We start from the raw sequence: 20,769 nt of genomic DNA, 5'->3' as shown, positions 1-20,769 counted from the left end.
ATGACCCGCTACGTGCTGCGACGGGCCGGGCAGGGGGTGTTCGTCCTCTGGGCGGCCTTCACCGTCGCGTTCTTCGTCCTGTACCTGCTGCCGAGCGACCCGGCCGCGCTGGTCGCGTCCGGGGGCGGCGAGGTGAGCCAGGTCGACCCGGCCCAGCTCGCCGCGCTGCGCGCGGAGCACGGGCTCGACCGCCCGATCCTCGTGCAGTACGGCGACGCGCTCCTCGGCGCGCTGGCCGGCGACTTCGGCGCCTCGTACGTGAGCGGCGCCTCCGCGACGGCCCTCGTCGCGCAGGCGCTGCCCGAGACGCTCAGGCTCACCGGTGCGGCGCTCCTTGTCGCCGTCCTCGGAGGGACGGCGGTCGCGGTGGCCAGCGTCCTCCCGCGGGCCCGGTTCCTGCGCCAGGCGCTGTCCGCGCTGCCGCCGCTCGGCGTCGCCCTGCCCACGTTCTTCGTGGGCCTGGTGCTGCTGCAGTGGTTCTCGTTCCGGCTGCCGGTGTTCCCGGCGATCGGCAACGAGCGCGCCGTCAGCCTGGTGCTGCCCACGATCACGCTGGCCGTCCCGGCCGGGGCGCAGCTCGCGCAGATCCTGTCCCGCTCCCTGCGCGGCACGCTCGGCGAGCCCTACGTCGAGACGGCGTGGGCGAAGGGCGCGAGCCGCGCCCGGGTGCACCTCGCGCACGCCCTGCGCAACGCCGCCATCCCGGCGTTCACCGTTCTCGGCGTCATGGTGGGTGGCCTGCTCGGCGGCGCCGTCGTGACTGAGACCGTGTTCTCGCGGCAGGGGCTCGGGCGGCTCACGGTGCAGTCGGTCAACCAGCAGGACGTGCCCGTGGTCCTCGCGATCGTGGTGTTCTCCGCGCTCGTCTTCGTCGTCGTGACCCTGGTGGTCGACCTCGTCTACCCCGTGCTCGACCCCCGGATCCAGCTCCGGACCCCGCGGGCCGCCTCCCGGCGGGCTGCGTCCCGGCGAGCCACGGCGGTGACCGCATGACGCTGCAGACCCTCACCCGCCCCGTCGTGACCGACGCGTCGGCGCCGGATCCCGCGGCGACGCCTGCCCGGCACGGCGGTGCCCGGCGCGCCCTGCGCGGCGCGCGCCACGTGCTGCGGCGGCCGGGCCTGCTCGTCGCGGTCGCCGTCCTGCTCGTCGTGGCCGCCTGGGCCGTGGCACCGCAGGTGTTCACCGCCCAGGACCCGCTGGTCGGCGTCCCCGCCGACCGGCTCCAGCCACCGTCGGGCGCGCACTGGTTCGGCACGGACCACCTGGGCCGCGACGTGTACGCCCGCGCGGTGCACGGGGCGTCGCTGACCCTGCGCACGACGGCGCTCGCGGTGGCCGTCGGCCTCGTCCTCGGCTCGCTCCTCGGCCTGCTCGCGGGGTTCCTGCGCGGCTGGGTGGACGACGTGGTCGGCCGGCTCGTCGACGTGCTGCTGGCGATCCCGAGCATCCTGCTCTCCCTGGCGATCATCACGGCGCTCGGCTTCGGTCCGGTCAAGGTCGCGATCGCGGTCGGCATCGGCTCGGTGGCGACGTTCGCCCGGGTGATGCGGGCCGAGGTGCTGCGCGTGTCGACCTCCGTCTACGTGGAGGCGGCCCGCGCGTCCGGCCTGCGGTGGCCGGCCGTGCTCGGGCGGCACGTGCTGCCCAACTCCTCCGGCCCGGTGCTGGCGCTCGTCGCCCTCGACCTCGGGACCGCCGTGCTGGCCGTGTCGGCGCTGAGCTTCCTCGGCTACGGCACCCCGCCGCCCGCGCCCGAGTGGGGCGCGCTCGTCTCCGGTGGGCGCGACTACCTCGCCACCGCCTGGTGGCTCACCACCCTGCCGGGTCTCGTCATCGTGGCCGTCGTGCTCGCCGCCAACAGGGTGTCGCGGGCCCTGGAGAAGACGGGAGAGGACCAGTGACACGCACGACGGCGAGCACCCCGGTGCTGGAGATCAGCGGACTCGAGGTGGCCTACCGGACCGCCGACGGCGGGCATCGACCGGCCGTGCGCGGCGTGGACCTGCGGGTCGGGGCCGGAGAGGTCGTGGCGCTCGTCGGCGAGTCGGGCTCGGGCAAGAGCACGACGGCGCACGCCGCGCTGCACCTGCTGCCACGGGGCGGCGAGGTGACCGCAGGCCGCCTCCGGCTCGACGGCCGCGACCTGTCCGGCCTCACCGAGAAGGAGTGGCAGGACGTCCGTGGTCGGCACGTCGGCCTGGTGCCCCAGGATCCGACCGTCTCCCTCAACCCCGTGGTGCGCGTCGGCGACCAGGTCGCCGAGGTGCTCGTCGTCCACGGGCTGGTGCGCCGCGCCGACGCCAGGGTCCGGGCCGTCGAGCTGCTGCGCCAGGCCGGCGTGGACGACCCCGCGGCGCGCGCCCGCCAGTACCCGCACCAGCTCTCGGGCGGGCTGCGGCAGCGCGTGCTCATCGCGATCGCCATCGCGGCAGGGCCGCGCCTGATCGTCGCGGACGAGCCCACCAGCGCGCTCGACGTCACCGTGCAGCGGCGCATCCTCGACCACCTCGACGCCCTCGCGCGGGAGACCGGCACGGCCGTGCTGCTCATCACCCACGACCTGGGCGTCGCCGCCGACCGCGCGGACCGGATCGTCGTCCTCCAGGACGGGGTGGTGGTGGAGGAAGGACCGGCAGCGCGGCTGCTGGACGACCCGCGGCACCCGTACACGCGTGCGCTGATCGCGGCCGCCCCCAGCCTCGCGAGCTCGCGCCTCGTCGTCGGGGCGCGGGACGGCGGTGCGCGGGAGGGGGGTGCTGCGCAGGGCGGGGAGGCACCGCCGTCCTCGGCGGAGCCGGCGCCCGTCCTCGCCCTCGACGGTGTGCGCAAGGAGTTCGCCCTGCCGCGCGGCGCCGAGCGCCGCACCCTCGTCGCGGTGGACGACGTCAGCCTTGCCGTCGGCCCGGGGCGCACGTACGCGCTGGTGGGCGAGTCCGGCTCCGGCAAGACGACGACGGCGCGCCTGGCGCTGCGGCTCGAGCGGCCCTCAGCCGGGCGGGTCGTGTTCCGGGGCGAGGACGTCACCGCCGCGCGCGGCCGGGAGCTGCGGTCGCTGCGGCGCGGGTTCCAGGTCGTGTACCAGAGCCCGTACGCCTCGCTCGACCCGCGCTTCACCGTCGAGCAGATCGTCACCGAGCCCCTGCGGGCCTACGGCGTCGGCGACCGGGCGGAGCGTGCCGACCGGGTGCGCTCCCTGATCGACGACGTGGCGCTGCCCGTGGACGTGCTGCGGCGGGGCCCCCGGGAGCTGTCCGGCGGGCAGCGCCAACGCGTCGCCATCGCACGGGCGCTCGCCCTGCGGCCGGACCTCGTGGTGCTCGACGAGCCGGTGTCCGCGCTCGACGTCTCGGTGCAGGCGCAGATCCTCGAGCTGCTGGTGCGCCTGCAGGCGGAGCACGGGCTCGCGTACCTGTTCGTCTCGCACGACCTCGCCGTGGTGCGCCAGGTCGCCGACCAGGTCGGTGTGATGCGCCGGGGCCGGATCGTGGAGCAGGGCGCGGCGGACCAGATCCTGCTCGACCCGCAGGAGGACTACACGCGCGAGCTCGTCGCGGCCATCCCGGGCCGCCGGGCGCTGTCCGGGACCTCGACGTAGTACCCGCTGTCGCTTCCCGGCCCGGAAGCGACAGCGGGTACGACGTCGGTGGCGCTCCGTCGGTGGCGTGGCGCCTGCCCGGGGCAGGTAGGGTCGCGCGCATGGCGACGGTGCTCCCCTTCGACGGTCACACTCCCGACATCCACCCCACGGCGTGGGTCGCCCCCACGGCGACGATCGTGGGGAACGTGCGCATCGGCGCGGGGGCGAGCGTCTTCTACGGCGCGGTGCTGCGCGGCGACATGGACGCGATCGTGCTCGGCGAGGGCTCCAACATCCAGGACAACTGCGTGGTGCACACCGACACCGGCGTGCCCGCGACCATCGGCGCCGGCGTGGGCGTCGGCCACGGCGCGATCGTCCACGGCGCCACGGTGGGCGACGGCAGCCTGATCGGGATGGGCGCGACCCTGCTGAACAACGCGGTCGTCGGCGAGGGCGCGTTCGTCGCGGCGGGCGCGCTGGTGCGCGAGGGCCAGGAGATCCCGGCCGGGCACCTCGCCGTCGGCGTCCCGGCGAAGGACCGCGGTGAGCTCGACGCCGAGGGCGCCGAGCGCGTGCGCCGCAACGCGATCGAGTACCAGGAGCTCGCCGAGCGCCACCGCCGCTCGATCGGCTGACCCGCTCGCGCGCACCGCTCGTCCAGCATCCGAGAGGGGCGCCCCGGCCCTTGCACGCCGGCGGTCGCGGTGGTCGGCTGCGGCCATGACGACACCTCCCACGGGCACGCTGCCCACCCGCACCCTGGGCTCCGGCGACCACGCCCTCACCGTGTCCGCGCTCGGCTTCGGCGGCATGTCCGTCGCCGACTCGTACGGCCCGGCCGACGCCGCCGAGGCGGAGGCGGTGCTGCTGCGCACCCTCGAGCTCGGCGTCACGCTGATCGACACCGCCGACGTGTACGGCGCAGGGCGCAACGAGGAGCTCATCGGGCGCGTGCTCGGCCCGCACCGCGACCGGATCGTGCTGGCGTCGAAGTTCGGGCTGGGGAAGCACCCCGACGGCCGCCCCGTCGACGGGCGACCGGAGTACCTGCGCGCCGCGATCGACCGCTCGCTGGCCCGCCTCGGCACGGACCACCTCGACCTGTACTACCTGCACCGCGTGGACCCGCAGGTGCCCGTCGAGGAGACCGTCGGGGCGCTCGGCGAGCTGGTCGCGGCAGGCAAGGTCCGCGCGATCGGCCTCTCGGAGGCGGGCGCGGGCACCGTGCGTCGCGCGCACGCCGTGCACCCGGTCACCGCCGTGCAGAGCGAGTACTCGCTGTGGACCCGCGACCCCGAGGACGCCGTCCTGCCCGCCCTGCGCGAGCTCGGCATCGGCTTCGTGCCGTTCTCCCCGCTCGGGCGCGGCATCCTCACCGGCACCGTCGACCGGGTCGCCGAGCTTGCGGACGACGACGTGCGGCGCAGGCACGCCCGGTACGCCGGGGAGGCGTTCGAGCACAACCGGACCCTGGTCCGCTCGCTCGAGGGGCTCGCCGCCGAGCGCGACGTCACCGCCGCGCAGCTCGCCCTCGCGTGGCTGCTCGCGCAGGGCGACGACGTCGTGCCCATCCCGGGCACCAAGCGGCTGCGCTACCTCGAGCAGAACGTCGCCGCCGCGTCGATCACGCTGTCGCCGGACGACGTCGCCGCGATCTCGCAGGTCATCCCCCGCGGCGCCGTGCAGGGTGTGCGGCACCCGCAGCCGGACCTGCTCGAGGCCTGAGCCGACGGCGCGACCAGCCGCCGGGAGCGCAGCGTGCGACGGCCCGGGTCCCCGCGGGGACCCGGGCCGTCGGCCTGCGGAGGTCAGGCCGAGGGCGTGCGCACCGCGCCGAACGCGGTGCGGGCGCGCAGCCTGAACCCGAGGTTCTCGTACAGCCGGATCGCGTTCGCGTTGTTCCCCGCCGCGTGCAGCATGGGGCGCGCGCCACGCTCGCGGACGTGGTGCGCGACGTCGAGGACCAGGCGCGTGGCGAGGCCCTGGCCGCGGTGGTCGGGGTCGGTGGTCACGGCGCTGATCTCGGTCCAGCCCTCCGGCTGCAGGCGCTCGCCGGCCATCGCGACGAGGCGCCCAGCCCGCCGGATGCCGACGTACCGGCCCATGAGATAGGTGCGGGGGAGGAACGGGCCGGGCCGCGACCGCTCGACGAGCGCCAGCATGTCGGGGACGTCCTCGGCGCCGAGCACGACGGCCTCGTCGTCGGCGCGGGTGCGCAGCCGGTCCGTCTCGACGAGCTGGACACCCTCGTGGAGCGAGGCGCGCTCCCAGCCCGCGGGGAGCACGACGTCGGCCGGCGGGCCGGGGAACTCGGCCCCGCGGCCCGCGACGTCGACGATCGCGTCCCACACGTCCGGGTCGTCCCACGACCGCACGGCGGCGAACGGGGACACGTCGGCGGGGTAGCGCAGCACCAGGTCGTTGCCCTCCGCCAGGTGGGCGTGCGCTCCCGTGAGCGACGACCAGCGCGGGTTGTCGAGGACGGCCTCGGACGCCTCGTCAGGGGTGCCGGCGGGAGCGTCGGTCGTGGTGGTCGTGGTGGTCATGTCGCCTCCTGGTCTGCCGGTGCAGCGTACGTGCTCAGGGCACCGGTACAGGCGTCGGTTCGCTGTCGGCGTCGAGGACCCCGGACCGGTCGCGGGCACGACGGGTCAGCGGTGCGCGCAGGCCGAGGTGCTCGCGCAGCGTGCCGCCCTCGTACGCGGCGGGGTAGGCCCCGCGCTCCTGCAGCGCGGGCACGACCCTGTCCACGACGTCGTCGAGGCCTGACGGCACGATCCACGGGCTGAGGTTGAACCCGTCGACGGCGCCGGTGCGCACCCAGCGGGTCAGCTCGTCCGCCACGGCCTCGGGGGTGCCGGTGAAGCCGCGCTCGCCCGCGTTGCGCACGACGAGCTCGCGGATCGACAGGTTCTCGGCCTCGGCGACGGCGCGCCACTGCCGCGCGATCTCGTGCGTGCGCGCGCCGGTCGTGGCGGAGCCGCGCTCGCCGCCGAGCTCGGCGACCACCGGGTCGTGCGCCGGGAGCGGGCCGTCGGGGTCGTAGGACGAGAGGTCCTCGCCCCAGATGTTGCCGACGATCGACAGCGCCGTGGCGGGGGTGACCTGGGCGCGGCGCACCCAGCGGGCCTTCTCCTCGGCCTCGGCCGGGGTGTCGCCCACGACGATCGCGGTGCCGGGGAAGATCTTCACGTCGTCCTCCGGGCGCCCGGCGGCGACGACGCGGCGGCGGACGTCGGCGGCGAACCCCAGCGCGTCGGCGAGCACCGCGCCGTGCCGGGAGAAGATCACGTCGGCGTGCGCGGCGGCGAAGTCGCGGCCCTGCGGGGAGTCGCCCGCCTGGAAGATCACCGGGTGGCCCTGCGGGCTGCGGGGCGTGGTGGCGTCGAGGACCAGGTCGCGAGGCGTGCGCAGGTCGGTGCCGGGCACGGTCACGCGTGCCACCGTTCCCTCCCCGGCCCCGCCCGTGGCGTCCGGGAACGCGTCCCAGACGCCGCGGGCGACCGCGAGGACGGCGGCCGCGCGCTCGTAGCGGTCGGCGTGGTCGAGGTACCCGCCGCGGCGGAAGTTCTCGCCGGTCCAGGCGTTGTCCGTCGTGACGACGTTCCACGCCGCCCGCCCGCCGGACAGGACGTCGAGGCTCGCGAGGCGCCGGGCCAGGTCGGCGGGGTCGTGGTACGTGGTGTTCTGCGTGGCCACGAGGCCGATGCGCTCGGTGATCGCCGCGAGCGCGGCGAGCTGGGTGATCGCGTCGGGCCGGCCCACGACGTCGAGGTCGTGGATCCGGCCGCGGGTCTCGCGCAGGCGCAGGCCCTCGCCGAGGAAGAACGCGTCGAACAGGCCGCGCTCGGCCGTGCGGACCACGCGTTCGAAGGACGCGAAGTCGGTCTGCGACCCGGACTCCGGGTCGGACCAGATGGTGGTGTGGTTGACGCCCTGGAAGAAGACGCCGAAGTGCACCTGCGCGCGGGGGCGGGTGATCGGGGCGTCGGGGGCGTGGGGCGGTGTCGTCGGTGCGGTCATCGGGGTTCCTCAGGCGATCGCGGCGGCGTGCGGGGCGGCGTGCCGCGCCCGGGTGCCGGCGCCGGGGCGGGTGTCGTAGCGGTTGGCGGGGCGCGGGAGCCCGAGCGTCTCGCGCAGGGTGGCGCCCGCGCGGGGCGCTGCGGTGAGCCGGGCGGCACGCAGCGCGGGGAGCACGTCACGGGCGAGCACCGGCAGGTCGACGTCGAGCACGGCGGGCAGCAGCCGCACGCCCGCGACGTCGCCCGAAGCTGCCAGCCGGGCGAGGAGACCGGACAGGCCCGCGGCGTCGCCGGAGTACTGCAGGGCGCCCGCCCCCCAGCCCGTGCGTGCCCCGGCGGGGGTCGCGGCGTCGAGCTCGGCGAGCCGGGCCCGTGCGGTGCGGCCGTCGGCGTCGAGCACCACCTCCAGGTCGACCACCGCCAGGGCGGCGCCGTCGTCCGCGCCGGGCGCGGGGGCGGTCGCGGCGCGCGCCGCCGCCCGGGCGGCCGCGATGTCGGAGCCGCCGACGAGCGCGACGTCGACCAGGGGATCGTCGCTCACCGACGGCGCGACGTCGCCGGTCGGGGCGAGCACCACGAGCTGCCCCTGCGGCGGCCGGGGGCTGATGAGCGGGCCCTTCACCGAGAAGGTCTCGCCCACGAAGTCGACGTGGTGCAGCCGGTCGCGATCCACGTAGCGTCCGGTCGCGACGTCGCGGATCACGGCGTCGTCCTCCCACGAGTCCCAGAGGTCGCGCACCACCTGCACGACGTCGCGGGCCTCGCGGGCGAGATCGGCGACAGGCTCGCGACCGTAGGCGTCGGCCGTCTCCGGGGTGCGGGGTGCCCCCGCGAGCCCACCGCCCCTCCCCCCCCCCCCCCCACCCACCCGCTCCCCTCTCTCCCTACCCCCCCCCCCCCCCCCACCTCCGGTGTCCTCCGAGACCTCCCCCCAGCGTCCCCCGAGCAGCCTGGACCGACGATGACGTCCTTCTACCGCCCGACGGCCTTCGAGGTCGCCGCGTGCTGGCTGCCAGGGCTGGTGCCCGACCCTGTGCCGACGACGCCCCGAGAGGTCGGCAGGCCGCTGGAGGCGATCAAGACGTCCGTGCGCCGCGCCACCGGCGGGCGCCCCGTGGCCGTCACCTTCTCGGGCGGGCGGGACTCGTCCGCCGTGCTCGCCGCCGCGACCGCCGTCGCCCGCGAGGACGGGCACCCCGACCCGGTGCCCGTCACGTTCCGCTACCCCGGGGTCGCGGAGGCCGACGAGTCCGCGTGGCAGGAGTCGGTCGTGCGGCACCTCGGGCTCTCCACGTGGCGGCGGATCGACATCGGAGGCGAGAACGACCTGCTGGGCGACGCGGCGCGGGAGAGCCTGGTGCGCCGAGGGCTGCTCTTCCCCGCCACCATGCACGTGAAGGACGCGATGCTGCGCGAGCTGCGAGGGCATGTGGTGCTGACGGGGGAGGGCGGCGACGAGGTGTTCGGCGACCGCCGCTCCCGGGCCCTGCTGAGGGTCGCGCGCGGCCGGGGGAGGGCGGGGACGCCCCGCCGGGTCGCCCTGGACTCGCTGCTGCCCGCGCGGCGGTGGCGCGAGCGCACCGCCGCGGCGCGCAGCACGGCGGCGCTCACCTGGCTGGGGCGCGAGACGACAGCTCGGCTCGCCGACGAGATCGCGCGCGACGCCGCGGCCGAGCCGCTGTCGTACGCACGCGGCCTGCGCTGGTTGCGCCGGAGGCGCGCGAGCCGGGTCTTCCTGGACACGTTCGGCCAGGTGGCCGCCGAGCACGACGTCGTGCTCGCCCACCCGCTGCTGGACGACGGCTTCCTCGGGGCGCTCGGCGCGGCTCACCCGTGGGGCTTCCCCGACCGCACCGCGGGCATGCGCGCCGTCTTCGGCACGCTGCTGCCGGACGCCGTGTGCGCCCGGTCCGACAAGGCCTCGTTCAACCGCGCGTACCTGGGCAGCGCGACGCGCGACTTCGCCCGCCGGTGGGGCGGGGACGGCGTCGACGCCGCGCTGGTCGACGTCGACGGGCTCCGCGCCGCGTGGCTGTCCGGCTTCCCGCCCGGTCCGACGAGCCTGCTGCTGCAGCAGGCGTGGCTGGCGTCCGTCGGGGCGGAGCCGGTCCGGTGACCCCGTCCGGGGTGTGGCGCCGGGTGAGCGCCGTCCCGCTGGCGCTCCGGCTCCTGGGCGCCCTGCTGCTGCTCGAGCGCCGGCTGCGCCGGTGGGACGTGGCGCGCGTCGCCCGGCGGTACGACCTCGCCCTGCTGGCGTCCGCCGAGCCTGCGTCCGGCGACCTCGATCCCGGCGTGCTGGACGACGCGGAACGGCGGCGGCTCCGCGTCCTGCGGCGGGTGCTGCGGCTGCCCGGCGTGAACGGCACCTGCCTGCGCTCGGCGATCCTCGCCGGCCGGCTGCTGCGTCACCGTCGTCCCGCGCTCGTGCTGGGCGTCGCCAAGACGGGCGGCGTCGTGCGGGCGCACGCCTGGCTGCGCATCGACGACAAGGACCTCGACCTGGACCGCGGCACGGGCTTCCGGCCGCTCGCGGTCCCCACCCAGGGAGCGTGACATGGACCGCCAGCTGCTGTACGGCCTGATCGTGGAGGCGCCCTTCGACCTGCACCAGGACCGGGCGGAGGAGGGCGCGGCCCGGGCCGACGTCGTGGTCGCCGCCGGCCCGGGCACCGACCAGCGCACGACCCCCGTCGGGCGGCCGGTCCTGCACCACGAGCTGGCCGGGGACCCCTGGTACACCGCCTGGGACCTGGGCGCCGACGGCTATCTGCTCCGGTTCCACGACGCGTGCGACTTCGAGGTGTCGGCCGACCTGCGCCACGTCGTGCTGCGGGAGGCGGACGGCGTCGACCCCGGGTTGAGCCGGGTGCTCACCACCGGCGGGATGCTCGCGTTCCAGCTGTACCTGCGCGGCGAGGCGGTGCTGCACGCGAGCGCGGTGGAGGACGACGACGGCGTGGTCGCGTTCGTCGGCTACTCGGGCATGGGCAAGTCGACGATGGCGACGCTGCTGTGCGCGGAGGGGGCCGCCCTCGTCACCGACGACGTGCTGCGCCTGGACCGCGGTGACGACGGCTTCGCGGCGCGCCTGGGGGCCACGGAGGTGCGGCTGCGCAAGGGCGCCGACTCGCTGGCCGAGCGGTTCGCCGCCCGGGCGCCCGGGCGCCGCGTGAGCGCCGACGCCCGGCACGTGCTGCAGCTCGGCGCGGGAGCGCGCGACCGTCGCCCGCTGCGCGCGGTCGTCGTGCCGCAGCCCGACCGGGACGGAGGGGAGCTCGTCGTGCGCCGACGGACCGGCACCGCGGCGCTCTTCGAGCTGTTGCACTACCCGCGGCTGCACGGCTGGCTGGACGAGCGCGTGCAGAGCGCCCACCTGCGCCACCTCGCCGACGTCGCCCGCACCGTCCCCGTGCTGGTGGCGGACGTCCCGTGGGGGCCGCCGTTCGCGCCGGGGCTGGGCGCTCAGGTCCTCCGGTCGGTGGGCGAGGCCTCGGCGCGCCCGTTGGTCGGGGCCGACGCGGCGTCCAGGTAGGACCGGGCCTGGACCGTGAACATCTCCGCGTAGGCGCCGTCGAGGGCCATCAGCTCGTCGTGCGAGCCCTGCTCGACCACCACGCCGTCGTCGAGCACGACGATGCGGTCCGCCGAGCGCACGGTGGAGAAGCGGTGCGACACGAAGAGCGCGGTCCGCCCGTCGAGCGTGGCCCGCAGCGACGAGAACAGGTCGTGCTCCGCGAGCGGGTCCATCGCGGCGGTCGGCTCGTCGAGGATGACGAGCGCCGCGTCCCGGTAGAAGGCCCGGGCGATCGCGACCCGCTGCCACTGGCCGCCGGAGAGCTCCGTGCCGCCCGGGAACATGCGCGACAGCCGCGACTCGTAGCCGTCGGGCAGGCCGGCGAGCGCGGCGTCCACGCCGGCGACCCGGGCCGCGCGCCGTACCCGCTCGTGGTCGACCGGGACGTCCGGCCGGCCGAGGGCGATGTTCCACGTCGCCGTGTACGCGTAGTGGACGAAGTCCTGGAAGATCACCGCCACCTGGGGGCGCACGGCCGCTCCGCGCATCCCGGACAGCGGCCGGTCGCCCCACAGGACCGTGCCCGACGTCGGCTCGTACAGGCCGCCGAGGAGCTTGGCGAGGGTGGTCTTGCCGGAGCCGTTGGCGCCCACGAGGGCCACGACCTCCCCGGGGCGCAGCGCGAGGTCCACGTCGCGCAGCGCCGGTCGCCGCGAGCCCGGGTAGGTGAAGGAGACACCACGGGCGAAGACGCCCGGGAAGGCGGCCGGCGGCTCCTCGCTCCCGGTGGCCGCGCGCGCCGCGGCCCGCCCGTCGGTGAGGAAGGCGTGCACGTCGTCGAGGAACAGCCCCGACTCGAAGATCTGCTGGACGCCGCCGAAGATGCCCTGGATCTGCCCCTGGAGCATGCGGACCGCGACCACGGCGGCCCCCGCCTCGGAGAACGTCACCTCGCCGCGCGTGATGAGCCAGGCCAGCACCAGCAGCACCCCCGCGAGCACCACGGCCGCGGCGACGTTGCCCGCGCCGTTCGTCAGCGCACGCCGCCGCACGTGGCGGGCGAGGTCGGCCAGGTACGTGCCGTACAGCTCGCGGTAGCGCGCCTGCAGCCACGGGGCCGACTGGAAGGCGCGGATCTCCTTGGCCTCGTCGCGGCTGCTCTGCACGTAGTTGGTGTAGATGCGCTCGCGCTCGTTGGTCGTCTGCGCCACCTTGAACGCGAACTCCAGCCGGCCCTCGCGCCGGCCCGTGAACAGCAGGGGCAGGCCGCCGAGCGCGAGCAGCGGGAGCAGCACGGGGTGCAGCGCGACCAGCGCGGCGCCCACGCCGACCGTGGCGATCGACGACCCGAGGAGGTCGAACATCCCCTGCGTGACCTGGAAGGGCCTCGAGAGCGCGTTGACGCGGACCCGCTGCAGACGGTCGTAGAAGGCGGGCGACTCGAAGTGCTCGAGCGGGACGCTCGTCGCGACCTCCTGCACGTCCTCGGCCATCAGCCGCGCCACGTGCTCGCCGAGCACCCGGCGGGCCGAGGCCTGGAGCCCCCCGGCGACCGAGGCGAGGCCGGTCAGGGCGGCCAGGGCGAGGACCGGTCCGGTGACCGCCGCGACGCCGCTCGTGCCGTCGGCGAGCGCGAGCAGCACGTCGAGCAGCGCGGAGACGACGAGCACCTGGCCTGCCAGCGCCCCCGCGACGAGGACCTGGAGGACCAGCATCGCGACGAACAGGGGCCGGCTCGCGCGCCAGGACACCTGCAAGGAGCCGCCGAGCAGGCGCAGCAGGCGGCGTCCCCTGCGCTCGTCGCTCTCCGGCGTCCCGCCCACCGCGCTGTCTGCCACCGACCGCTCCGTCCTCCGCCGGGGCCCGGCCCGGCCTCACACACGCTAGCCGTGCCGGGGCGGCAGGAGGACGGTCCGGGCGAGAATTCGCCCGCTGCCGACGCCCCACCGTCGCCGAGCGCTCCCTATCCTGCCGGGATGGGGGCACGACCGACGGTGCGCCGCCCGCTGGCGCAGATCCTGCTCGACTCCGTCGTGCCCTCCGACCGTCCGCCGCCGGGCCCGACGCCCGTCCCCCTCGACGGCATACGGCTCGAGCTCCTGGCCGACGCCGCCCAGGACCATCGGATCCTGCCCGCGGTGGCGAAGCACGTCGCGGGCCGCCCGGACTGCCCCGAGCCGTGGCGGGCGCCGCTGCGGCGCGCTCGCGACGAACAGGTGGTGCGCCACCTGGGCGCGCTCGCCGAGCTCGCCGTCCTGGGTGCGGCGCTCGACCGCGCCGGGGTGCCGTGGGTGGTGGCCAAGGGGCCGGCGGCGGCCGCGCTCTGGCCCTCGCCGGACATGCGGGAGTACTACGACCTCGACCTGTACGTGCCGCGGGCGGGTTTCCGGGCGGCGGTCGAGGCGCTGCACGCGGCAGGCTGCACGGGCGTCGACCGCAACTGGCCCCTCATGGCGCGCGAGCGGCGCGCGGAGTACGCGATGCGCGGGCCCCTCGGCGTGCACCTCGACCTGCACTGGGACTTCGCCGTGCCGCACGGGTTGCGGCGCAGCTTCCGCACCGACCCCGAGGCCATGATCGCCCGGCGCCGCACGCTGGCGCTGGGCGGCGGACGGGACGTCCCGTCGTTCGACCCGGTCGACTCGGTCCTGGTGCTGGCGTTCCACGCGGCTCAGGCGGGTGCGGGGCGGCTCCTGTGGCTCGTCGACGTCGCCGGCGCCGTCGCGGCGTGCGACGGTGCGCGGCAGGAGGTCGGCCCGCGTGCCCGAGCCATGCGGATCGATGCGCCGGTGGCGCTCGTCGTCGACCGCGCCGCGCGGGTGCTCGGTGGCCTGGGCGGTGAGTCGCTCGGCGGCACGGGTCTGCGGGCACCGAGCGCGCTGCGGGGCGCCGCCGCCGCGCTCGACCGCCGCCGCGGCGTCCCCGACCTGCCCGGCGACCCGCACCGCGGCGGCCGGCTCTACACCGCGGCACGGCCGCGGGCATGGGCGACGACGACGGCTCTGGTGGGGCACGCCGTCGCGCAACGCCGGATCGAGCGTGCGCTCCGGCGGGGGCTGCCCGACGCCGGGGAGAAGGCGCTGCGCCTCGACGTCCCGGACGCGCGGGCCCGGGAGGACTACCTCCGGTTCGTCGACTCGGGGGTCGGCTGACCGTCTCGCGAGCCCGGTCGGCTCGCCAGCACCGCCCACGGCGCGACGACCCCGACCAGCAGCAGGGCTCCCACGACGTCGCTGGGCCGGTGGGCCTGGGTCGCGACGTTGGCCCAGGCAGCCAGGAGCACGGAGGTCGCGAGCACCGCCGTCGCCCACCCGTCCGGGCGGCGACCGAGCAGGAGGACCACGGCGACGCACGAGGCCGCGAGCGTCGCCGTGTGGGCGCTCGGGAAGGTGTTGTGGAGGTAGCCGTGGGCACCCAGGAAGGGCCGGGGCAGGACGACGTCCCGCAGGACGGTCGCGAGGCCGAGGACGACGAGCGGGAGCCCGCCCACGACGAGGGCGCGCCCGCCCGCTCGCCGCCGCACCGCCACGACGAGGACCGCGACGAGGACGCCCGCCGCGACGACCGGCAGGAGCGCGCGCACCAGGCGCGCGGCGCCGGCGAGGATCGGCTCGGGGGCGGTCAGGAGCGCGAGACCCGCGACGTCCGCGCGCTGACCCGGCTCGGTCAGCACCGCGACCGCGAAGAGGGCGGCGAACAGGCCGGCCGACGTGGCGGACACGGCGAGCGCGACCGGGCCGCGGTGCCGCCGGTCGGTCACCCGGCCCGCCGTCCTGGGCGCGTCACCCGATGGCCGCCATGGTCCGGTCCAGCTCCGCCTCGACGTGCCGCGCGATCTCCAGGGACGCGGTGGCGGCGGGCGACGGCGCGTTGATGACGTGCACCTGCCGGGGTGCGGTGCGCACGAGGAAGTCGTCCACCAGCCGTCCGTCGCGGTGCAGCGCCTGAGCGCGGACGCCGGCGGGGGCGGGGTGCAGGTCGTCGGCGGTGGTGCCGGGCAGCAGCCGCGCGACGGAGGCGGCGAACAGCGTGCGCGACACGGAGCGGGCCACCTCGGCCGCGCCGGGCACGAGGTTGCGCCCGGCGAGCCGCCAGAGGCCGGGCCAGGAGGCGGCGTCGACCACGTCGCGCCAGGCGACGTCGCGCCGCCGGTAGCCCTCGCGCGCGAGGGCGAGGACGGCGTTGGGCCCGGCGTGCACGTCGCCGTGCACGCCGCGGGTGAGGTGCACGCCCAGGAACGGGAACCGCGGGTCGGGCACGGGGTAGACGAGGCCGCGCACGCGGTCGGCGGCGCGCGGGGCGAGGTCGAAGTACTCGCCGCGGAACGGCACGATGCGGGCCCCGGGGTCGACGCCGCACGCCAGCGCGAGGCGGTCGGCGTGCAGGCCGCCGCACACGACGAGGGCGTCGGCGACCAGCTCGTACCCGGCGTGGGTGCCCACCTCCTCGACGTCGACCCGGACCTGCGTGCCCACCGTCCGGGCGCCGAGCAGCGCGCGGCCGAGCAGCACGACCCCGCCCGCGTCGCGCACCTGGCGCGCGAGGACGGCGCACACGGCGCGGTAGTCGACGACGCCCGTGGACTCGACCCGCAGGGCGCCGACGCACGCGATCTCGGGCTCGTGCTCGCGCGCCTCGACGGGGTCCAGCTCGCGCACGGGCACGCCGTTGGCGGCCCCGCGCTCCGCGAGGGTCCGCAGCCGGTCGCGCTCGCCGGCGTCGGTCGCCACGACGAGCTTGCCGGTGACGGCGACGGGCACGTCGTGCTCTGCGGCGAACCGCGTCATGGAGGCGGCCCCCGCGGTGCCGAGCCGGGCCTTGAGGCTGCCCGGCGCGTAGTACAGCCCGGAGTGGATGACGCCGGAGTTGCGGCCCGTCTGGTGGCAGGAGAGCTCGCGCTCCTTCTCCAGGACGGTCACGTCGTCGCCGCGGCGCGCGAGCCGCGCGGCCGTCGCGAGCCCGATGATCCCGCCCCCGACGACGACGACCCGCATGCTGCCTCCTCCGGCCGGTGGTGGCGGGCCAGGTCCCTGTCCGGCCCGCCGCTCTCAGGATGTCAGCCCCGGTGCGGCGCGGGGAGGGGTTCCCAGGGTGAACGGTGAGGTGAACCCGCCTGCGCCCGCGTCCTCCGGCATAGTGGGAGGAGCGGGGGCGGCCGGCCCGGCCGTCGCGCCTCGCCGACGAGGAGGAACGGCCATGACTCACGACGACGGCACGCAGCCGGACCCTGGCGAGCCGCGGCCCGACGCGCCCGGGGCGGCCACGCCGTCCGGCGGGACGGAGCCGCCCCGACCCCCGGACCCGTACCAGCAGCCCGAGCCCCGGCCCCAGCCCGGGTACCCGCCGGGCTACGGGCAGCCCGGCTACCCCCCTCCGGGGGCGGGCGCGCCGCAGCCCGGGGAGGCGGGCCCGCCTCCGCCGCAGGCGCAGGGGTACCCGCAGCAGCCGTACGCCCAGCCGTACCCGCAGGGGCAGTACGCCCCGCCGTACGCGCCGTCGGCGGGGACGGACGGATGGTCGATCGCGGCGCTGGTCACGGGCATCCTCGGACTGGCGGTGATACCGATCGTGCTGGGGATCATCGGCCTGTCGCGGATCAAGCGCACGGGCCAGCAGGGCAAGGGGCTGGCGATCGCCGGCATCGTGCTGGGCGCGGTCGGGGTCGTCGTGTGGATCCTGGTCCTCGTCTTCGCGGTCGCGCTGGTCTCCCAGCTCGACCCGAGCGACTTCGAGTCGTTCGACGTGTCGATGGCGTCGCCTCTCGTGCTCCCGGCGCCTGAGGAAGTTTCGTTCAACCGTTGCCCCTAATGCCGTCGGAGCCCTACGGTGTCCCCGACGGCGCGCCGACGCGCCGTCGGTCCCGGGCGTCGGCCGAGCCGCCGCCAGGGCCCCACCGATCGCGAGGGAGCGACGATGAGGCAGCGGGTGAGACGGGCGGTCGCCGGTGCGGCGACCGTGGCGGTGATGGTGAGCGGCGCGGCGGTGACCGGCGTCGTGGGCGCGAGCATGGCGGCGGGGGACGACTCCGTCGTTCTCGAAAACGATTTCGACGTGGCGTACGAGCCATGGGGCCCACGGGGGGCGGTGACGCTCGCGATCTCGGACGACGCGCGGACGGGCGCCGGGGCGCTGTCCGTGACCGGGCGGACGGCCGAGTGGAACGGCCCGGCGACCGCCGTCGGCGGGCTGTTCGCCGCCGGAGGCGACTACGACGTCGAGGCCTGGGTGAAGCTGCCGGCGGGGACGGCGGGCAGCGCGGCCGTGCACATCACGGTCCAGGAGACGTCGGCCGCGGGCGACGCGTACACCTGGGTGGGCGGCGCCGTCGACGCGACCGCCGACGGCTGGGTGCGCGTCGGCGGCTCCTACACGATGCCGTCGGGCCTCACGGCGGCCCAGCTCTACATCGAGGCGGCGCCGGTCGACGGCGCGCACCCGTCGTTCCTCGTGGACGACCTCGTCGTCACGGGCGCCGAGCGCACGTCCCCGCCGGCGCAGGACCTCACCGGCGTCAAGGAGACGGTCGACTTCCCCGTCGGGGTGGCGATCGACCAGCGCGAGACCACGGGCGAGGCGTCCGAGCTGCTGCTGCGGCACTTCGACCAGATCACGGCCGAGAACGGCATGAAGGTGGAGGCCTGGTACGACGCCGAGCACCGGTTCCGGCCGAGCGCCGACGCCGCCGCGCTCATGGACTACGCCGTGGCGAACGACCTGCGCGTGTACGGGCACGTCCTGGCCTGGCACAGCCAGACGCCGGACTGGTTCTTCCAGGCCGAGGACGGCACGCCGCTGACCACGTCCGAGGCGGACCAGGAGCTCCTGCGTGAGCGGCTGCGCACGCACATCTTCTCCGTCGCGGGGTGGATGTCGGACACCTACGGCGAGTTCGGCGGCGGCGAGAACCCGGTCGCCGCGTTCGACGTCGTCAACGAGGTGGTGAACGACGGCGCGACGAGCGACCCGGACGACGGCCTGCGGCGCAGCGAGTGGTACCGGATCCTCGGTGAGGGCTTCATCGACCTCGCCTTCGAGTACGCGGACGAGGCGTTCAACGACACGTACGCGGCCGCGGGCACGGACCGGCCGGTCACGCTCTTCATCAACGACTACAACACCGAGCAGTCGGGCAAGCAGGACCGCTACCACGCGCTCGTCGAGCGCCTGCTGGCCCGCGGCGTGCCGGTCGACGGCGTCGGCCACCAGTTCCACGTGTCGCTGTCCACGCCGGTCGGCGCATTGGCCACCGCGCTCGACCGGTTCGCGGACCTGGGCGTCACGCAGGCCGTGACCGAGCTCGACGTCGGCATCGGCAACCCCGCGACCGCGGCCAGCCTCGTCGAGCAGGGCTACTGGTTCCGCGACGCGTTCCGCGTGTTCCGCGAGCGGGCGGGCGGCCTGTTCAGCGTCACGGTGTGGGGTCTCACGGACGACCGGTCGTGGCGCGACGACGGCGGCCCGCTCCTGTTCGACGGCGACCGCCAGGCCAAGCCGGCGTACCACGGCGCCGTCGACGGCGACGTCCCCGCGCGGCTGAAGTCGGCCGGCGTGTTCGCCGGCGACGTCCCGCTCGACGACGACGCCACGACGTCGCCCGTGTGGGACCGGCTGCCGCGGCACACGGTCCAGGCGGACGACGGCAGCGGCGAGGCGGTGGCCGACTTCCAGCTGCGCTGGGCGGCCGACCACCTCACCGCGCAGGTGCGGGTGACCGACGCCGACCCGGACGACGCGGACGCCGTGACGTTCGACGTCGACGGTGCGACGACCACGGTCGGCCGGGACGGCACGGTGACCGGGCCGGACGGCGCTGCCGCCGTCGTCGAGGCGTCCGACGACGGGTACGTCGTCGTCGCGCACCTGCCGCTGGCGGGCGCCGTCGAGGGCGGCACCGCGGGCCTGGACGTCCGCGTCTCCGACGGTGCGACGACGTCCGGCTGGAACACCCCCGGCTCGCTGGGCACCCTCACCCTCCTGGAGGGGCTGAGCTACCTCGAGGTGGCCGAGGCCACGACGGCGCCGCAGGTCGACGGCGTCGTGGACGACGCGTGGGCCGACGCCTCCGCGGTGAGCACCGACCGGCAGATCGAGGGCGACGGCGGCGCCACGGCGACCGTGCGCACGCTCTGGTCCGGCGACACCCTGTACGTGCTCGCGGAGGTCGCCGACCCGACGCCGGACGTCAGCGGCTCCGACCCGTGGGTGCAGGACTCGGTCGAGATCTTCCTCGACGCCGGCAACGCCAAGAACGGCGCCTACCGGGACGTCGACACGCAGATCCGCATCAGCGCCGAGAACGTCACGTCGTTCGGCACCGGCGACGAGGCCGCGCAGGCGGCCCGCCTGACGTCGGCGACCGCGGCGGTGGACGGCGGGTACGTCGTCGAGGCGGCGGTCGACCTGCTCGGGGCCGGCGGTGCGGGCACCTTCCACGGCCTGGACTTCCAGGTCAACGACGGCACGGCCGGCGCGCGCACCGCGGTGCGGGACTGGGCCGACCCCACGGGCACGGGCTACCAGTCCACCGCCCGGTGGGGCGTCGGGAGGCTCGTGCCGGCGGAGCAGCCCGAGCCCGACGGGCTGGTGAACGTCGTGGCCCCGGCCGTCGTCGCCGACGACCGGAAGGGCACCGCCCCCGGCGCCGTGCTCCTCGCGGACCCGGGGGAGTGGACCTCGCCCGACGGCGAGCGCGTGCGGTACACGTACCGGTGGCTGCGGGACGGCGACCCCGTCCGTCGGGAGCTCGGCGCCCTGACCGACCTCGCCCGGCTGCTCGAGGTGACCGGTCAGGTGCTGCGCGGCAAGGCCGACCCGGAGGCGCTCCTCTCCGTCGCGGGCTCGACCTACCTTGTCGGCGGGGCGGACGTCGGGCACGAGGTGAGCGTCGAGGTGACGGCGCACGCCCGCGGGCTGGACGCCGTCACGGTCGTCTCGGCGCCGGTCGGCCCCGCGCGGAGGTAGCCGGGCCGACGGCCCGCGCGCCGGCCGGCGGCCCGCCCCCGCAGGTGGGGCCGCCGGCTGCCGGTCGTGTGGGGGTCCGGCGAAGACGCCGGTCAGGACGGCCGCGCGGCCCTCGCGGGTGGGTAGCATCGCGGACCGGACGGCGGCCGACCGTCCGTGATCCCCGACGAGCCGACAGACGATCCGACCAGGAGGACCATGAGCCAGCCGCGCGGGTACGACGCCCCCGATGCCCCGCACACCCAGGTGATCCCGCCGCGCCAGGACGGCACGTCGGCGCTGCCGGCGACGCAGGCGCTGGGCGGGTACGACGACGGCACGCAGGTGCTGCCGGCGCGCGGGGCGGGCGGTCATGACGAGGGCACGACCGTGCTGCCGTCCGCGCAGGAGTTCGGCGGGTACGTCGACGGGACGGCGGTGCTGCCGCGGGCCCAGGCGGGCTCCGGGTACGCCGACGGCACGCAGGTGCTGCCGTCCGCGCCGTCGCCCGGGGGGTACGGCGACGGCACGCAGGTGCTGCCGAACGCCGCCCCGCCGCGGCGTACCTCGTCCCGCCCGGTCGGGTCGCTGTCGGCGCCGACCGCGACGCCCGCCCCCCCCACACCCGCCTCCCCCCCCGCCCCGCCCCCACCCCCCCCGCCCGCCCCCCCCCCCGCCCCCCCGGCGACCCCCCCGCCCCCCCCCCCCCT

17 protein-coding genes and 1 pseudogene are annotated in these 20,769 nt (G+C 76.5%); 12 read left to right on the top strand and 6 right to left on the bottom strand.

Annotated elements, in window-relative coordinates:
* The 5 genes from ACFCZN_RS06515 to ACFCZN_RS06495 all read left to right on the top strand — a co-directional run bounded on the left by ACFCZN_RS06515 (position 1) and on the right by ACFCZN_RS06495 (position 5,308).
* Entirely contained in the window at positions 1-993 is a 993-nt protein-coding gene (locus ACFCZN_RS06515; RefSeq protein WP_430556227.1) for an ABC transporter permease, read from the top strand.
* Positions 990-1,904, top strand: coding sequence for an ABC transporter permease (locus ACFCZN_RS06510; RefSeq protein ID WP_430556226.1), 915 nt, complete (start codon positions 990-992; stop codon positions 1,902-1,904). Before ACFCZN_RS06515 ends, ACFCZN_RS06510 begins: the two co-directional genes overlap by 4 nt.
* The gene (locus ACFCZN_RS06505) at positions 1,901-3,598 is read left to right on the top strand and encodes a dipeptide ABC transporter ATP-binding protein (RefSeq protein ID WP_430556225.1); all 1,698 of its coding nucleotides are present in this window, start codon (positions 1,901-1,903) and stop codon (positions 3,596-3,598) included. Before ACFCZN_RS06510 ends, ACFCZN_RS06505 begins: the two co-directional genes overlap by 4 nt.
* A gap of 101 nt (positions 3,599-3,699) precedes the next feature.
* Positions 3,700-4,218 (top strand): gamma carbonic anhydrase family protein, encoded by a 519-nt coding sequence (locus ACFCZN_RS06500; protein ID WP_430556224.1) that lies wholly within the window; start codon positions 3,700-3,702, stop codon positions 4,216-4,218.
* 85 nt (positions 4,219-4,303) lie between these two features.
* Positions 4,304-5,308 carry an aldo/keto reductase gene (locus tag ACFCZN_RS06495; RefSeq protein WP_430556223.1) on the top strand — a complete coding sequence of 335 codons (1,005 nt, stop codon included), beginning with the start codon at positions 4,304-4,306 and terminating at the stop codon, positions 5,306-5,308.
* 83 nt (positions 5,309-5,391) lie between these two features.
* Here the strand turns inward: ACFCZN_RS06495 and ACFCZN_RS06490 are convergent, their stop codons facing one another.
* The 3 genes from ACFCZN_RS06490 to ACFCZN_RS06480 are packed head-to-tail and all read right to left on the bottom strand — an operon-like array spanning position 5,392 to position 8,473.
* The gene (locus ACFCZN_RS06490; RefSeq protein WP_430556222.1) at positions 5,392-6,129 is read right to left on the bottom strand and encodes a GNAT family N-acetyltransferase; all 738 of its coding nucleotides are present in this window, start codon (positions 6,127-6,129) and stop codon (positions 5,392-5,394) included.
* Positions 6,130-6,163: 34 nt separating this feature from the next.
* Positions 6,164-7,606: an LLM class flavin-dependent oxidoreductase gene (locus ACFCZN_RS06485; RefSeq protein ID WP_430556221.1), complete on the bottom strand. Its 1,443-nt coding sequence runs from the start codon at positions 7,604-7,606 to the stop codon at positions 6,164-6,166.
* Positions 7,607-7,615: 9 nt separating this feature from the next.
* A complete protein-coding gene (locus ACFCZN_RS06480; RefSeq protein WP_430556220.1) occupies positions 7,616-8,473 on the bottom strand; it encodes a nitrilotriacetate monooxygenase in 858 nt (285 codons plus the stop codon).
* A gap of 93 nt (positions 8,474-8,566) precedes the next feature.
* Between ACFCZN_RS06480 and ACFCZN_RS06475 the strand changes: the two genes are divergently transcribed.
* The 3 genes from ACFCZN_RS06475 to ACFCZN_RS06465 are packed head-to-tail and all read left to right on the top strand — an operon-like array spanning position 8,567 to position 11,137.
* A complete protein-coding gene (locus ACFCZN_RS06475; protein ID WP_429764491.1) occupies positions 8,567-9,721 on the top strand; it encodes an asparagine synthase-related protein in 1,155 nt (384 codons plus the stop codon).
* Positions 9,718-10,158: a lasso peptide biosynthesis B2 protein gene (locus ACFCZN_RS06470; protein ID WP_430556219.1), complete on the top strand. Its 441-nt coding sequence runs from the start codon at positions 9,718-9,720 to the stop codon at positions 10,156-10,158. Before ACFCZN_RS06475 ends, ACFCZN_RS06470 begins: the two co-directional genes overlap by 4 nt.
* A gap of 1 nt (position 10,159) precedes the next feature.
* Positions 10,160-11,137 carry a hypothetical protein gene (locus ACFCZN_RS06465; RefSeq protein ID WP_430556218.1) on the top strand — a complete coding sequence of 326 codons (978 nt, stop codon included), beginning with the start codon at positions 10,160-10,162 and terminating at the stop codon, positions 11,135-11,137.
* On the opposite strand, the gene ACFCZN_RS06460 is transcribed toward ACFCZN_RS06465, so the two are convergent.
* Positions 11,068-12,957: an ABC transporter ATP-binding protein gene (locus ACFCZN_RS06460; RefSeq protein WP_430556217.1), complete on the bottom strand. Its 1,890-nt coding sequence runs from the start codon at positions 12,955-12,957 to the stop codon at positions 11,068-11,070. The genes ACFCZN_RS06465 and ACFCZN_RS06460 overlap by 70 nt on opposite strands.
* Positions 12,958-13,095: 138 nt before the next feature.
* On the opposite strand from ACFCZN_RS06460, the gene ACFCZN_RS06455 reads away from it, so the two are divergent.
* Positions 13,096-14,271 carry a nucleotidyltransferase family protein gene (locus ACFCZN_RS06455; protein WP_430556216.1) on the top strand — a complete coding sequence of 392 codons (1,176 nt, stop codon included), beginning with the start codon at positions 13,096-13,098 and terminating at the stop codon, positions 14,269-14,271.
* Here the strand turns inward: ACFCZN_RS06455 and ACFCZN_RS06450 are convergent.
* Positions 14,238-14,879: a phosphatase PAP2 family protein gene (locus tag ACFCZN_RS06450; protein ID WP_429764496.1), complete on the bottom strand. Its 642-nt coding sequence runs from the start codon at positions 14,877-14,879 to the stop codon at positions 14,238-14,240. The two genes, ACFCZN_RS06455 and ACFCZN_RS06450, sit on opposite strands and share 34 nt — an antisense overlap.
* 22 nt (positions 14,880-14,901) lie before the next feature.
* A complete protein-coding gene (gene lhgO, locus ACFCZN_RS06445) occupies positions 14,902-16,113 on the bottom strand; it encodes an L-2-hydroxyglutarate oxidase (RefSeq protein WP_429764497.1) in 1,212 nt (403 codons plus the stop codon).
* A gap of 202 nt (positions 16,114-16,315) precedes the next feature.
* On the opposite strand from lhgO, the gene ACFCZN_RS06440 reads away from it, so the two are divergent.
* From ACFCZN_RS06440 to ACFCZN_RS06430, 3 genes and pseudogenes are all read left to right on the top strand, one after another.
* Positions 16,316-16,927, top strand: a complete 612-nt coding sequence (locus ACFCZN_RS06440; RefSeq protein ID WP_430556215.1) for a DUF4190 domain-containing protein — start codon at positions 16,316-16,318, stop codon at positions 16,925-16,927.
* A 117-nt stretch (positions 16,928-17,044) separates the two neighbouring features.
* On the top strand, positions 17,045-20,080 hold the full coding sequence (locus tag ACFCZN_RS06435; protein ID WP_430556214.1) for an endo-1,4-beta-xylanase: 3,036 nt from the start codon (positions 17,045-17,047) through the stop codon (positions 20,078-20,080).
* Positions 20,081-20,278: 198 nt separating this feature from the next.
* Positions 20,279-20,769, top strand: a pseudogene (locus ACFCZN_RS06430) (hypothetical protein); the annotation flags it as partial.

Source organism: Isoptericola sp. NPDC056134 (assembly GCF_042264825.1).
Lineage (GTDB): Bacteria > Actinomycetota > Actinomycetes > Actinomycetales > Cellulomonadaceae > Isoptericola > Isoptericola nanjingensis.
The sequence above is the reverse complement of the archived record's forward strand: the minus strand, read 5'-3'. Positions and strand labels throughout refer to the sequence as shown.

What these genes read in the sequence shown, in the direction of transcription:
- lhgO (WP_429764497.1), bottom strand. Translation starts at nt 16,113, where the DNA reads ATGCGGGTCGTCGTCGTCGGGGGCGGGATCATCGGGCTCGCGACGGCC.
- ACFCZN_RS06465 (WP_430556218.1), top strand. Translation starts at nt 10,160, where the DNA reads ATGGACCGCCAGCTGCTGTACGGCCTGATCGTGGAGGCGCCCTTCGAC.
- ACFCZN_RS06455 (WP_430556216.1), top strand. Translation starts at nt 13,096, where the DNA reads ATGGGGGCACGACCGACGGTGCGCCGCCCGCTGGCGCAGATCCTGCTC.
- ACFCZN_RS06475 (WP_429764491.1), top strand. Translation starts at nt 8,567, where the DNA reads ATGACGTCCTTCTACCGCCCGACGGCCTTCGAGGTCGCCGCGTGCTGG.
- ACFCZN_RS06485 (WP_430556221.1), bottom strand. Translation starts at nt 7,606, where the DNA reads ATGACCGCACCGACGACACCGCCCCACGCCCCCGACGCCCCGATCACC.
- ACFCZN_RS06495 (WP_430556223.1), top strand. Translation starts at nt 4,304, where the DNA reads ATGACGACACCTCCCACGGGCACGCTGCCCACCCGCACCCTGGGCTCC.
- ACFCZN_RS06490 (WP_430556222.1), bottom strand. Translation starts at nt 6,129, where the DNA reads ATGACCACCACGACCACCACGACCGACGCTCCCGCCGGCACCCCTGAC.
- ACFCZN_RS06515 (WP_430556227.1), top strand. Translation starts at nt 1, where the DNA reads ATGACCCGCTACGTGCTGCGACGGGCCGGGCAGGGGGTGTTCGTCCTC.
- ACFCZN_RS06500 (WP_430556224.1), top strand. Translation starts at nt 3,700, where the DNA reads ATGGCGACGGTGCTCCCCTTCGACGGTCACACTCCCGACATCCACCCC.
- ACFCZN_RS06510 (WP_430556226.1), top strand. Translation starts at nt 990, where the DNA reads ATGACGCTGCAGACCCTCACCCGCCCCGTCGTGACCGACGCGTCGGCG.
- ACFCZN_RS06440 (WP_430556215.1), top strand. Translation starts at nt 16,316, where the DNA reads ATGACTCACGACGACGGCACGCAGCCGGACCCTGGCGAGCCGCGGCCC.